General features: G+C 64.8%; 10 protein-coding genes. 1 reads left to right on the plus strand and 9 read right to left on the minus strand.

The genetic code is table 11. The features are described from left to right. Window positions 1-38 precede the first annotated feature (38 nt). Window positions 39-1028, plus strand: a complete 990-nt coding sequence (cysK, locus tag FYB92_RS05725; protein ID WP_003622308.1) for a cysteine synthase A — start codon at window positions 39-41, stop codon at window positions 1026-1028. A 192-nt stretch (window positions 1029-1220) separates the two neighbouring features. Here cysK and FYB92_RS05730 read toward each other — a convergent pair whose 3' ends face one another. The 9 genes from FYB92_RS05730 to FYB92_RS05770 form a co-directional block, all read right to left on the minus strand. Continuing rightward, entirely contained in the window at window positions 1221-2363 is a 1143-nt protein-coding gene (locus FYB92_RS05730) for an OmpA family protein (RefSeq protein WP_332828339.1), read from the minus strand. Window positions 2364-2607: 244 nt separating this feature from the next. Then, window positions 2608-2952, minus strand: a complete 345-nt coding sequence (locus FYB92_RS05735; protein ID WP_003622312.1) for a DUF1491 family protein — start codon at window positions 2950-2952, stop codon at window positions 2608-2610. A gap of 65 nt (window positions 2953-3017) precedes the next feature. Further along, window positions 3018-4775: a S41 family peptidase gene (locus FYB92_RS05740; RefSeq protein ID WP_332828340.1), complete on the minus strand. Its 1758-nt coding sequence runs from the start codon at window positions 4773-4775 to the stop codon at window positions 3018-3020. Next, window positions 4772-7078: a ribonuclease R family protein gene (locus tag FYB92_RS05745; protein WP_408902340.1), complete on the minus strand. Its 2307-nt coding sequence runs from the start codon at window positions 7076-7078 to the stop codon at window positions 4772-4774. The genes FYB92_RS05740 and FYB92_RS05745 overlap by 4 nt, the downstream gene beginning before the upstream one ends. A gap of 2 nt (window positions 7079-7080) precedes the next feature. Further along, on the minus strand, window positions 7081-9831 hold the full coding sequence (gene topA / locus FYB92_RS05750; RefSeq protein WP_075624547.1) for a type I DNA topoisomerase: 2751 nt from the start codon (window positions 9829-9831) through the stop codon (window positions 7081-7083). Window positions 9832-9874: 43 nt separating this feature from the next. Continuing rightward, window positions 9875-11002 (minus strand): DNA-processing protein DprA, encoded by a 1128-nt coding sequence (dprA, locus tag FYB92_RS05755; protein WP_332828341.1) that lies wholly within the window; start codon window positions 11000-11002, stop codon window positions 9875-9877. Next, a complete protein-coding gene (gene plsY / locus FYB92_RS05760; protein WP_332828342.1) occupies window positions 10999-11655 on the minus strand; it encodes a glycerol-3-phosphate 1-O-acyltransferase PlsY in 657 nt (218 codons plus the stop codon). The genes dprA and plsY overlap by 4 nt, the downstream gene beginning before the upstream one ends. Beyond that, complete coding sequence (locus tag FYB92_RS05765) at window positions 11652-12947, minus strand: dihydroorotase family protein (RefSeq protein ID WP_075595628.1); 1296 nt, start codon at window positions 12945-12947, stop codon at window positions 11652-11654. Before FYB92_RS05765 ends, plsY begins: the two co-directional genes overlap by 4 nt. Next, the gene (locus FYB92_RS05770; RefSeq protein WP_231105661.1) at window positions 12944-13834 is read right to left on the minus strand and encodes an aspartate carbamoyltransferase catalytic subunit; all 891 of its coding nucleotides are present in this window, start codon (window positions 13832-13834) and stop codon (window positions 12944-12946) included. Before FYB92_RS05770 ends, FYB92_RS05765 begins: the two co-directional genes overlap by 4 nt. Window positions 13835-13854: the final 20 nt, after the last annotated feature.

A 13854-nucleotide genomic window follows, 5' to 3' on the forward strand; every position in this document is an offset into this window, starting at 1 on the left:
GATCTGTATGATGATCCGACCAACAGGAGTCCCGACATATGAATGATTCGACCGAGCAGGATATGACATTCGGCTTTGCCCAGCCGCGTGGCAGGGTTTACGGGTCGATTACCGAGACGGTCGGCGGGACGCCGCTGGTGGAACTGCCCCATCTGATGCGGGAGGACGAATTGAAAAGCCGCCTTCTGATGAAGCTGGAGTTTTTCAATCCCCTTGGTTCGGTCAAGGACAGGATTGGCGCGGCGATGGTGATGGACGCCGAACGGCGTGGTGAAATCACACCGGGCAAGACCATCCTGGTGGAACCGACATCGGGCAATACCGGCATTTCGTTGGCGTTTGTCGCGGCGGCGCGGGGATATCGCCTGATTGTCACCATGCCCGAAGGGGCCTCGGTCGAACGGCGCAAGATGCTGCGTCTTTTGGATGCGCAACTGGAACTGACCCCTGCGCGCCTTGGCATGGCGGGTGCGATTGCCCGGGCTGAGGCGATCTTGAAGAACACGCCGGGCGCATGGATGCCGCGTCAGTTCGACAATCCGGCCAATCCCGCCATTCACGCGGCCACCACGGCAGAGGAAATCTGGGTTGATACGCGCGGTGAGGTGGATATCGTCGTAGCCGGCGTCGGCACGGGCGGCACCGCAAGCGGCATTGCCCATGGGCTGAAATCCCGCAAGAAGGGATTGCAGGTCTTTGGCGTCGAACCGGTCGAAAGCGCCGTCCTGAATGGTGATGAACCCGGCCCGCATGGCATTCAGGGAATTGGGCCCGGCTTTTGTCCCCATACGCTCGATCTTCACAGCCTTGATGGTATCCTGACGGTATCAGAACGGGAATCGATCGCCGCTGCCCGGCGTTGTGCGCGCCTTGATGGTGTCCCGGTGGGGATTTCTTCGGGGGCGGCGCTGCATGCGGCCATGCAGCTTGCGCGGTTGCCAGAAAACGAAGGCAAGACAATCGTCACCATCGCCCCATCTTTTGCAGAGCGTTACCTTTCGACCTCGCTGTTCAATGGCCTGGTCTGAAGGGGGCTTTGAAAAAACATAACATGCCGGGATCATGAATTTTCCTGTGAAGATTTTTTCAGGGGGGCGCTCCTGAAAAGATCTTCATGATTTCAGATACGGACATGAAAAAAGGCGGCTCCCGTAATGGGGCCGCCTTTTTTCATGTCCGGTTGTCCTGTCGGCGGAAATCGGGCCGTAACCGGGCAGGCCTCAATGCAGGATGATTTCCACGCGGCGGTTCTGCGCCTCGCGCGTGTTCGGGCCGGTGGGGACAAGGGGATTGGCCTCCCCAAAGCCATGGATGTCGATGGACGGGCCGGGTACGCCGTCACGTACCAGTTCCGCCTTGATGGTCTGGGCGCGCCGCAGGGAAAGTTCCTGGTTGTAATGTTCGCCCTGCGGACCCGGATGGCTGGCGGAGGTATCGGTATAGCCGTTGACCTCGATCCGGGTGGTCTGGGTGCTGGTGGATGCCTGCGCCGCAACGGCGACGATGGCGCGCGCACGCTCGGTCAACGTGCTTTTGTCCCAGTCGAAGAAAATCAGATAGGTGCGGTTTTCCACCGGTGCGGGCGCGGCGGGTGCGCTGACGGGCGGTGGTGGCGGCGGGGCGGGATTGAACTCGTAACGCAGCCCCAGCATCAGGGAGTGGTTGAAGTCCGTGCGCGTATCGCGGTTGCCGTTGCGGAACCCGTAATCGGAATTCAGCGCCGCCGTGGCAGGGCCGGAAATGACGGAATGGTGCGATTGCGGCCCCAGCATGGTCCAGAACCGGTATTCCGCCGTCGCCGACAGCCCAACCGCCCATGGAATCGGGAAGGCAAGGCCGAATATCCCCTGATAGGCAAAGTTGCCATAGGTGCCGCCGACATGCTGGCTATAGGCCTGCCCCTGGTAATTGCCGGTAATGAGCGCGTTCATGTTCTGCCAGCCATAGCCGATGCCCGCGCCAAAATAGGGGAACAGCCAGCTCTTGCCGATGTCGAGGTCGAACAGCGCATTGGCCATCAGGCCGGATTCTTCCTGACGGCCATTTGTGTGGGCATTGTATTTCCCACCCATCGAGCCGAGGGATTCAAGGTTGTTATGGCGGAAATGGCCCTCAAGCTCGACACGAAAGCCATTGCCCAGACCATAGCCGATACTGCCAATTCCGACCGCGCCTGGGCTGTACTTGTCACGTGCGTCTGAATGACGCACGACCTGTCCCTGCGGCAGGCTGGCACCGCCTTCGCCCGCCATATACAGGCCCTGAACGGGCTGGGCGAATGCCGGAACCGATACAAGCACGGAGCCCAGGGTAACCGAGCCAGCCAATAAAGACCCTGCAAGCAGTCCGTACCGCAGATTCATACTCTTCTTCTCCCTTCGACGGGCCATTTCCAACATGTTGCCCGGTCGGGTGAACGTGCCATGTTCCTCTGGGCGGTCAGTCTGTGCATTCTTTTGCGGAAAGATGCGCACCCTGACAATCCATAAGCGGTGACCATACTGCCGCTTTCGGCGGCATGACCCACTGTCATTTTCAACTGTGTGCGAGATGTCACACATGACAGCGTGTCAAATGACGCTTTTTACCTTTGCAAGATCACGCGCTTCATATCAGCCTTGCTTCAAATGGTGGCGCCAGATCAGGCGTCTCGAATTCCACAACCCACAGATCGGGATCGCGTTTCATCTGCCGTTCAACATACGTATCCACGGCGGCCTGATCCACGGCCGCCTTTCCTGTAGCCCGGAACCATGCCCGCCGTCCATCGGGGGCACGTGTCTGGGCCAGTACCGACATCGCGTCGTGACGGTCGCGCAACACCACCATCACGCCACCGGCATCCGCATCGCCACGATGAAGCACAACGGCGGGATTCCCCGCCAGATTGGCCTGCCGCAGGACCGCGCTGACCCATATCGAGGTCTTCAGCCGGGGTTCCTCATCCATCATGACTGTTCCAGTTTTGCATAAATACAAAGGGAGGCATGCAGGAATAACACAATATATTGTGGCCCCTACTCCGCGTGGGCAGGCGGCGCGGCAGGATCATCGGGAATGGTCGCCAGCGCCGCGCGATATTCCTCCGGGTTATCCAGAAGTGAATGCGCGGCATCAAGATCATTATCCGTCCCGATCGCAGCCGGGCAGGATTTGCGGATCGCAAGCGTGCGTGACACTTCCAGCGGATAACGCGCAAGGCGCGAGGCACGCACCCATGTGGCACTTTCGGCATTGCCTGCGGCAAGGTCCTGAAGCTGGCGTTCAAGGTTGGCTTCACCCAGGCTGGAGCAGATCTGCGGCATGACGCCAAGCCCCTGTAGCGGCCAGCCCAGCGGGGCGAGGACGCGACTCCACGTCACGAACAGTTCCGCGCCATTGGGCATCTGCCCGATCGTCTGTACCAGCCCCTTGCCCAGTGTCGCACTGCCAACGACCACCGCGCGTTTCTGGTCCGCCAGCGCGGCGGCAAGGATTTCGGCCGCACTGGCGGTACGGCCATCAACCAGGATGACGATCGGCAGGCCATTGGTCATGTCGCCGCCCTGCACCGCCCAGACATGGTTTGCCTGTGGGTCGCGCCCCTGCGTGATCGCCGCGACCCCGTGATCGAGCATCAGCGCAGATGTCGTCACCGCCTGTTGCAGCACGCCGCCGCGGTTGCCGCGCAGGTCGAGGATAAGGCCACTCAGATGCGCGATATTCATCGCCTCGTCGAGGTACTGGCTCATCTCCTCGGCGGTGTTGGCGGAAAATGCTGTGATGTGCAGGACAACGTGATGACCGCTGGTATAGGCGAAGACGGTTTCCGGGGGGACGGATTCCCGCCGCACCGAAACCGTGGTGCGGCGTCGTCCCGGCGCCCCCACCAGCAGGCGCACAAGGCTGCCCGGTGGTCCCTGCAGCCATGTTGAAACCGCCTCCACCGTGCGATCCTGTGTTGAACGGCCATTGACGGCATAGATGACCTGCCCCGCCGAAAGCGCGGTCGGCCATGACGGGCCGTTCGCATTGACCGCCGTGATGATGATGGCGTGATGGTCCAGGCCCAGCGTCAGGCCCGCACTGGCGGTGCCGCCGGTGCGGATGCCACGGTCCGAAACCGCCGCGTCCGGCGCGACATAGCGTGAATAGGGGTCAAGATGGTTGAACAGTTCGTCAAAGAACCCCTGCAACATGCCATCCTGCCCGGTGGCGCGCATGTCGGCGGAACGTTCCCACGCGGTTTCCATCATCCGGGTGATCGCGTCGGTCCAGCCCGCAAGGTCGTCCGCAGCGGGAGTCGCCAGCGCAAGGACCGTATGCTGCGCCACCGACAGGTGCAGCATGTCATGCTGTTCCTCCACCGTCAGCGACGGGTCGATCGCGCTCAGCCCATTCAGGCCCCACAGGCCAAAATCACGCACGGTATGGATGTCGAGCGTGCGGGGCAGCAGGAAGGACAGGCTGGCGCGCAGCACGGAAGAGGTCAGAGTCGGATCGAAATGGTCCTGCGTCGGGCTGGTGTCGCTGGCCTGCACGGGTGTGGGGTGGGGTGGGGGATCAGGCGCGGGGGAAACCAGAGCGTCATCGGCATAGGCCGCACCCGTCAGGCGGGCAACGACAAGGATCATCAGGAACGTATCGCGCGGCACCTGCAGGATCATGCGCAGCCCACGCGGCATTCCCTCCCGCGTGGGCGATGACGGTGATGATGGCGGCGTGCGCAGGATCGTGACGGACACTATCGCGCATAGGGGCGGCAGGAGGGGGGGTAACAGCGAACGGCGTTTCATCCGCGTCGCCTGCGTGTGCGTGGCGGCGCCATGTCCTGTCCCGCGACCGTATCAGGCATCGCGAACACCAGCGCCCCGGTCAGGGGCGACGCCTCATCCAGACGCAGCGCGATTTCCTGTCCCAGCCGGAAGGTGATCCCGCCATGGCGTCCTGAAAGTGTCTGCGTGATCTCATCATGGTGCCACTGGTCAACCGGCAGCGCCCCATGCGGCAGCAGGCCCGTCGTGCCGGTGGAATCCAGCGTCACGAACACGCCAAAGCGCGACAGCCCGGTGACCCGTCCTGCCATGACCGTGCCCACCCGTCCCGACAGCCATGACGCGGCATAGCGTTCGATGGCGTCGCGTTCGGCGGCGGCGGCGCGGCGTTCGGTGGATGTGACCGCCCTCCCGATTTCCTCCAGTTGGCCCAGCGCCGTGCGCCCATGGTCGGGGCCGCCACGTTCCAGCCCGGTTGCATCAATCAGCGCACGATGCGTGACCAGGTCGGCATAGCGGCGGATCGGGCTGGTGAAATGGGCATACGACGTCAGCGTCAGGCCGAAATGCCCGACCGGGTCGGGACTGTATTCCGCCTGGTTCTGCGCACGCAGGATCAGTTCATTGACCAGTGGCGCATAAGGCTGTCCCTGCGCGGCGCGCAACACGCCCTCAAGGTCGGATGCCCCGATCATGCCAGCCGCAGGCAGACGTATGTCGAGCGTGGCGAGAGCCGCGCGCAGGGATTCGAGCTTTTCGGGCGTGGGAGGGGCATGAATGCGATAAAGGCATGGATAATGACGGTTTTCCAGTTCCCGCGCGGCGGCGATATTGGCCGCAATCATGAATTCTTCCACCACGCGATGACTGTCGAGGCGTAGGCGCGGGCCAATCGTCTCCACCTGGCCCAGGGAATCCAGCACGACCCTGCGTTCGGCAAGGTCGAGGTCAAGCGTGCCGCGTCGTGCGCGGGCGGCGGCCAGAACCCGCCATGCCGCGAACAGGCAACCGACCATCCCTTCGGGCAGGGCTGCTGTCATGCTGTCGCCATGGCCTTCGGATTCGGCCTGGGCCTGTTCATAGGTCAGGCGCGCGGCACTGCGCATCAGGCCCCGGCCAAAGCGCTGCGCCGTGGTTGTGCCCCCGGCATCGACATGAAGCTCCACGAACAGGCAGCCCCGGTCCTCCCCCGGTCGCAGGGAGCACCAGCCATTCGACAGGGCTTCTGGCAACATGGGAATGACGCGGTCGGGGAAATAGACGGAATTGCCGCGCCGCCGGGCCTCCTGATCCAGCGAGCTGCCGGGCCGGACATACCATGCCACATCGGCAATCGCGACGATCAGGCGGAATCCCGTACCCTCAGGCTCGGCATAGATCGCATCATCAAAATCGCGTGCATCCGCCCCGTCGATGGTGACAAGCGGCACATCGCGCAGGTCGGTACGTCCCGTGACCGGCACGGCGCGCGCGGCGTCGGCTTCGTGCGTGCATGTGGCGGGGAAGGTGTGGGGGATGCCGTGGGCGCAGGCACACATCAGGCTGATGGTGCGTGCGCTGTCGGCTGGGCCGATCCGTTCGATGATGCGGGCCGGATGCAGGCCGGGGCCGGATTGTGGCAGGGGGGTCGCCACGACGATCTCGTTATCGGGGGTGTCCATGGCCTCGCCGGCCGGGATGCTCCATTGCGCGCGGGCGCGGCGGTCGGCGGGGATCAGGCGGCCGGCCTCGCGGTACCGCAGGGGCGTGCGTGCGGTGTCGGGATCATCGGGCGGCGTTGCCCGATACAGCCCTACAACCTGTGCCGGCGCATCATCCAGACGGCGCAGTGTCCGCCCCTCATACTTTCCCGGCCCGATCTTCTTCAGCCGTGCGACCACGCGTTGTCCCGGCGCCAGCGCGGGACGGCCACGAAGTTCGGCATGCATGAAAATGACGGGCGCGGCCCCTTCATGTGCCCATGCCACGGGACGGGCGATGGGGTCGCCGTCGGGGTCGGTGCCCGTGACCTGCACCACCGCCGATTCCGGCAGGCGGTCGGACACACGGAAGCGTTTTGCCCCGGCCGGCACGACCGTCCCCTCAAGTGCCAGATCACGCAGCATGTCGCGGATCGCGGCCTTATGCTCTGGCCCGAGGCCGAAGGCGCGTGCGATTTCACGCTTGCCCACGCGGCCGGTCGCACCGGCGATGAACTGCCTCATGCTCTCGCGGTCGGGCATCCGTCCCTGGCTATTCCGTCCCTGGCTGCCAGGCACCGGCTGGTCGGTCATGGGGGCGGCTGGCCCGTCCGGCGCCGTGTCGGACGGGCGCGGCTGACGCATCGTCAGTCGGCCTTGTCCGATGTGGCCTTGGCGGTCGTGGCCTTGCGGGTACGCGGGGTCGCCGCTTTCTTCGGGGCTGCCTTCTTCGTGGTTGTGGCCTTTTTCGCGGTGGTCTTGCGGGCGGGTTTCGCCGGGGCGTCCCCATCGGCGGGGGCGTCGGCATCCGCCGCCTTCGCCCTGGTCGTCCGGGCCTTGCGCGGGGCGGCCTTCGCCTTTGTGGTCTTGCCCTTGGGCTTCAGGGGCTTGCCCTTTTCCGCCAGCAGGGCCAGCGCCTCGTCCATGGTGACGTCATTCATGTCCTGCCCGCGCGGCAGGGTGGCGACGATCTGCCCGTGCTGGGCATAGGGGCCAAAGCGGCCCTTGCGCACCATGACCGGTTCCCCGTCCTTGGGGTGCGGACCAATGGTGCGGATGGAGGCCAGCTTTTTCGCCAGCGCATCAACCGCGCGGTTCAGCCCCACCGTCAGGACGTCGTCATCCTTGTCAAGCGAACCGTACACGGCGCCCATCTTCACATACGGGCCAAACCGGCCCAACCCTGCCTCGATCGGTTCGCCTGTTTCGGGGTGCATGCCCACGATGCGCGGCAGCGACAGAAGACCAACCGCCTGTTCCAGCGTGATCTTGTCCCCCTCGATCCCGCGCGGGATGGTCGCGCGCTTGGGCTTGGCCTTCTTGTCCTCGGGATCAGGTTCGCCAAGCTGCACATAAAGACCCCACGGCCCGCGCCGCACGGTAACTTCGGGGCCACCGTCCGGCGCATTGCCCAGAACGCGCATCCCTTCCTTCAGCGAATCCGCGTCTTCCGCCTCCTTGGGGTCCACCACAAGGCGGCGGGTGTACTGGCATGTGGGGTAATTGGAACAGCCGATGAACGCGCCATACCGTCCCAGTTTCAGCCCCAGCCGCCCGGTGCCGCATGCGGTGCAGACGCGCGGGTCGCCCCCATCGTCACGCGGGGGGAAGAAATAGGGCGCAAGATCCGCATCCAGCGCGCTGATGACGTCGGAGATCTTGAGGTCCTTGGTCTGGTCCACGGCGTGGGAGAAGTCGGTCCAGAATGCCGACATCACATCGCGCCAGTTCGCCCGCCCGCCGGAAATGTCGTCAAGCTGTTCCTCCAGCCCGGCCGTGAACTGCGTATCGACATAACGTTCGAAAAACGAGGTCAGGAATGCCGTCACCAGCCGTCCGCGATCCTCGGGGATGAAGCGGCGGCTTTCCAGACGGACATAGTTGCGGTCGCGCAGCACCGTCAGGATGGAAGCATAGGTGGAGGGACGGCCAATGCCGATTTCCTCCATCTTCTTCACCAACGAGGCCTCGGAATAGCGCGGCGGCGGCTGGGTGAAGTGCTGGTCCGCCGTGACCTCCCCACGCCTGAGGGCGTCGCCCTCGCTCATGGCCGGGAGCATGCGGTCCTGGTCCGAATCGTCCTCGGACTTGGTCGCGCTGTCGTCGCGCCCTTCGCTATAGAGGCGCAGGAACCCGTCGAATGCGATCATCGACCCCGTGGCGCGCAGGGTGCAGCGTGCGTGCGCATCGTGCAGGTCAACCGCCACCTGGTCGAGTTCCGCCGACTGCATCTGGCTGGCGACGGAGCGTTTCCAGATCAGGTCATACAGCCGCTTCTGGTCTGCGTTCAGGTAACGCGCCATGTCCGCGGGGCTGCGGCGCACGTCCGTGGGGCGGATGGCTTCATGCGCTTCCTGTGCGTTCTTGGCCTTGGTGGCATAAACGCGGGCTTTTTCGGGCACGTATTCGGTGCCGAACGTCGTGCCGATATGCGAACGGATCGCGCCGATGGCCTCTCCCGCCATCTGCACGCCATCGGTTCGCATATAGGTGATAAGGCCGACCGTCTCGCCGCCGATATCTATGCCTTCGTAAAGCTGCTGCGCCGTGCGCATCGCGACTTGCGCGCCCATGCCCAGCTTGCGCGATGCTTCCTGCTGCATGGTTGACGTGGTGAAGGGCGGGGGCGGGTTGCGTTTGACCTTGCGCCGTTCCACCGCACCGACGCTGAAGCTTCCAGCCTCGACCCTGGCCTTGGCGGCCATGGCGGAGGCTTCGTCATTCAGGTCGAACTGGTCAAGCTTCGCGCCATCAAGATGCGTCAGCCGCGCGGTGAAGGCCGCCCCTTTCGGCGTGGAGAAAAGGGCGGCAATGGACCAGTATTCACGCGGGCGGAAGACCTCGATCTCGGCCTCGCGCTCACAGATCAGGCGCAGGGCGACGGATTGCACGCGCCCCGCGCTGCGTGAACCCGGCAGTTTGCGCCACAACACCGGCGACAGTGTGAAACCGACGAGGTAGTCGAGCGCACGGCGCGCCAGATAGGCCTCGATCAGCGGAAAATCGAGGTCGCGCGGATGCGCCATGGCGGTCTGGATGGCGCTTTTCGTGATTTCGTTAAAGGTCACGCGCTGCACGTCCACGCCCTTGAGGAGGTTCTTCTCCTCCAGCATGGAGCGGACATGCCACGAGATGGCTTCCCCCTCACGATCCGGGTCAGTCGCCAGATACAGGTGCCGCGCCCCGCGCAGCGCGCGTGCGATCGCCGCCATCTGCTTGGCGCCGCGTTCATCGGCTTCCCAGATCATGGCGAAACCTTCGTCGGGACGTACGCTGCCATCCTTTGGGGGAAGGTCGCGTACATGCCCGAAGGAGGCGAGAACGGTATAGTTGTCACCCAGATACTTATTGATCGTTTTCGCCTTGGCTGGCGATTCGACCACCACGACGTCAGTCATTGTGTCTCCGGATCACGCGTTTCAATCCATCGGTTGTCCGTGGTCATGCCGGGGGGGCGGAAGACAGGACGACCATATCCCCCGCAAGGATGTCGATCAGGCCCGACATCTCCATTTCCGACAGTACCGTAAGGACGGTTGCCGTCGAGAACTGGCAGCGCCGTACAAGATCGTCAACACTCGATGGTGCAAAAGACAGTAGCTCCAGCACCGCCGCATGGGCTCCATGCCCATCCATACGGGGGGAAGAAGGCATGTTTTCCGCCATTTCCACCCCCCTTGGAACCGGGTCCGGCGCAGGTGTGAAAAGAGGCGACGGCACAGGCCCCGATGGCAGTTCACGCAGGATGTCGCGTTCATTCTCCGTCAATATGGCGCCCTGGCGCAACAGGGCATTGCTGCCGTTGCAACGCGGGTCGAGCGGCGAGCCGGGCACCGCGAACACGATCCTGTCATAGTCGAGCGCCATGCGCGCGGTGATGAGGCTGCCTGAACGCATGGCCGCCTCGATCACCACGCAGCCAAGGCTGATTCCCGCGATCAGGCGGTTGCGACGCGGGAAATGCCGCGCCTGGGGCATGGTGCCGGGCGGGGCCTCGGTAATCAGTGCGCCCTGTTGGGCGATTTCATCGTGCAGGCGGCCATGCTCCGGGGGATAGGGGCAGTCGAGGCCACCTGCGATGGCCGCCACCGTGCGCCGTGCGGGCAACGCGCCACGATGCGCGGCGGCGTCGATCCCGCGTGCCAGGCCCGACATGACGGTCACACCCGCCCCCGCCAGCATGGTCGCAAGGCTCTGTGCGATGCGCATCCCCCCGGCGGAGGCATTGCGTGCGCCCACCACGCCGACGATCCGCCCCCGCAGCAGCGTCATATCCCCCATGACCGACAGGACGGGCGGTGCGTCGGCCACCATCGCAAGGGCGGGGGGATAGTCCGCGTCGCCATGAATGAGGATATGTCCGCCAATGGCCGCCGTGCGGTCCATTTCGCGCGCGATCTCGCCCAAGGGCGGTACGTGCCCCGCCTCCGGCCCGCGAAGCAGCATGTCGAGTGCCGCGCCCGCATCGCCATATTTGCGGATCAGGCGATGGTAGGAAACCGGACCGATGCCCCGTGTCCGTGCAAGCCGCAGGCAGGCGGCCACGCGGGCATGGTCCGGCGGGGTCATGTGCCGTCCCGGCCTGTCGTGCGGGCCTGCCCGATCCGGGGTTCGGTCCCGCGAAAGATGCGGGTGATGTTGGTATGGTGCCGTGCAATGATCAGTGCAGCGATCAGCACGCCCGCCAGATAGAGCGGGGAAGAGAAAGGCACGTGCCCTGGCCAGATCATGACAAGCGGCAGGGCCGCGAATGCCACCAGCGCCCCGGCGGAGGAGATGCGCGTCGCCCGTGCGAAGATCAGCCACATGGCGCAGCAGCACAGACCGATGGCAGGTGACAGGGCGATCATCGCGCCCAGGCCCGTCGCAACCCCCTTGCCGCCACGGAATTTTAGCCACACGGGGAAGCAGTGGCCCGCCACGGCACATGCCGCCGCCAGCGCTTCGGCGGCTTCGGTATGGAACGGGCACAGCACGAATGCGCAAAAGACCGCGAATGCCCCCTTGGTCCCGTCAAGGGCAAGTGTCCCCGCCGCCAGTTTCTTGTTCCCGGTGCGCAGGACATTGGTTGCGCCGATATTGCCCGACCCGATCTTGCGGATGTCGCCCCCGCCCGACAGCGCCGTCAGCACCAGCCCGAAGGGAATGCTGCCGATCAGGTAGGACAGGAACCCCACCGCCGCCATGAGCGGGAGGTCATAGGATGGAATGCCGTAGATCATGACGCATCCAGGCCAAAGACCTGTCGCCCGGCCTTCCATGTCGCCAGTACCCGTCCCTCCAGCGCGCGACCGTCAAAGGGGGTGTTCTGTGCCTTGCCGGGCAGTTCCCCGGCCTCCACCTTCCATGCGCGTTCGGCATCGAACAGGCACAGGTCGGCAGGTGCGCCCGTCGCCAGCGTCCCCGCCTTGCTGCGCAGCAGGGCGGCAGGGCGATGCGTCAGCAGCCCCAGCGCATCAGACAGCGTCAGGTTGCCTGCATGCACCTGCGCCAGCGTTACCGACAGCAATGTGGCAAGGCCGGTTCCCCCTGCCGCGGCAACGGCAAAGGGCTGGCGCTTGTCGTCCGCATCGCATGGCGCGTGGTCCGATGCGATGGCGTCAATCGTGCCATCCGCCAGGGCCGCGCAGACCGCGCGTCGGTCGGCCTCCGCCCGCAGGGGGGGCGAAAGCTTGGCATAGGTGCGGAAATCACCGATCACCGTTTCGTTCAGGTCGAAATAAGGGGGCGCTGTATCACAGGTAACACGCAGCCCGTCCGCCTTTGCCTGCCGGATCAGGTCCAGCCCTTCCGCGGTGGAGACATGGCCGAAATGCAGTCGGCCACCCGTCATGCGTGCAAGGCGCAGGTCACGTGCGATCAGGATTGCCTCTGCCGCGGGGGGGATGCCCGGCAGGCCAAGGCGCGTGGCAAGTTCGCCATCGGTGGCGCACCCGCCCCGCGCCAGCGACGGGTCCTCCGGGTGTTGCACGACCATCGCGCCGAATGCGCGGGAATAGGTCAGCAACTGCCGCATCAGGCGCGTATCGCCAATCGCGCGGATACCATCGGTAAAGGCCACCGCACCGGCTTCGTTCAGCAGGCCGATTTCCGCCATTTCGCTGCCAGCGCACCCGCGTGTCAGCGCGCCATAGGGCAGGATACCGATCATGCCGGTTTCCTCGCCACGCGTGCGCAACAGACGCACCAGCGCCGGGTCGTCGATGGTGGGGAGGCAGTTGGGCAGCACCGCGATGGTCGTGATCCCGCCCGCGACCGCCGCGCGTGCCGCCGAGGCCACGGTTTCGCGATATTCGAATCCCGGTTCCCCGATGGTGACGCGCATGTCCACCAGCCCGGGGCACAGTACCATGCGTCCGTCGCCACGTACGATGGCCGCGCCCTCTGGCGTGCCCTCGGCCTGTGGCAGGTCCACGCCCGCGATCATACCATCACGCACCAGCAGGCGTCCCGGGCGGTCCAGACCGCTCGCCGGGTCAATCAGGCGCACATTTTCAAAGACGGTCGCGCTCATCGCGTATCCTCCCCGCGGGAGAGGAGGTCGAGCACGGCCATGCGCACCGCCACCCCCATTTCCACCTGTTCGCGAATCACGCTCTGTTCGGAATCGGCGACGCGGCTGTCGATTTCCACGCCCCGGTTCATCGGGCCGGGATGCATCACCAGCGCGCCGGGCCGTGCCAGGGCCAGACGTTTGTTATCCAGCCCGAAATACCGGAAATATTCACGCGGGCTGGGCACCTGGCCGCCCTTCATGCGTTCGCGCTGCACCCGCAGCATCATGACCACATCCGCGTCGCGCAGGCCCTCTTCCATCGTGTAATGGATGCTGACGCCCAGTGCGGCGATCGCGCCGGGCACCAGTGTTGGCGGCCCGACCACGCGCACCGTGCAGCCCATGGCCGTCAGCAGGTGAATGTTCGACCGTGCCACGCGGCTATGGCTGATATCGCCGCAGATCGCGACCGTCAGGCCATGCAGGCCGCCAAAATGGCGACGGATCGTCAGCGCGTCGAGAAGGGCCTGCGTGGGATGTTCATGCGTGCCATCGCCCGCGTTGACGACACTGGCCTCCACCTTCTGCGCCAGCAGGGCGGGGGCGCCGGATTGCGAATGGCGCACCACCAGCAGGTCGGTATGCATCGCATTCAGCGTCGCGGCCGTGTCCAGCAGCGTTTCGCCCTTGTTCACCGACGAATTGGCCACCGACATGTTCACCACATCCGCGCCCAGCCGCTTGCCCGCCAGTTCAAAGGACGTGCGGGTGCGGGTGCTGTCCTCGAAAAACAGGTTGATGACCGTGCGGCCACGCAGCAGGTCGCGCGGCGTCTTTCGCGAACGGTTCAGCAGCGTATAGCTGTCTGCAAGGTCGAGGATCGGGGTGATGCGTGTCGGGTGCATGCCCTGTACCCCCAGCAGGT

This window comes from Novacetimonas sp. GS1, from assembly GCF_036686925.1.
Lineage (GTDB): Bacteria > Pseudomonadota > Alphaproteobacteria > Acetobacterales > Acetobacteraceae > Novacetimonas > Novacetimonas hansenii.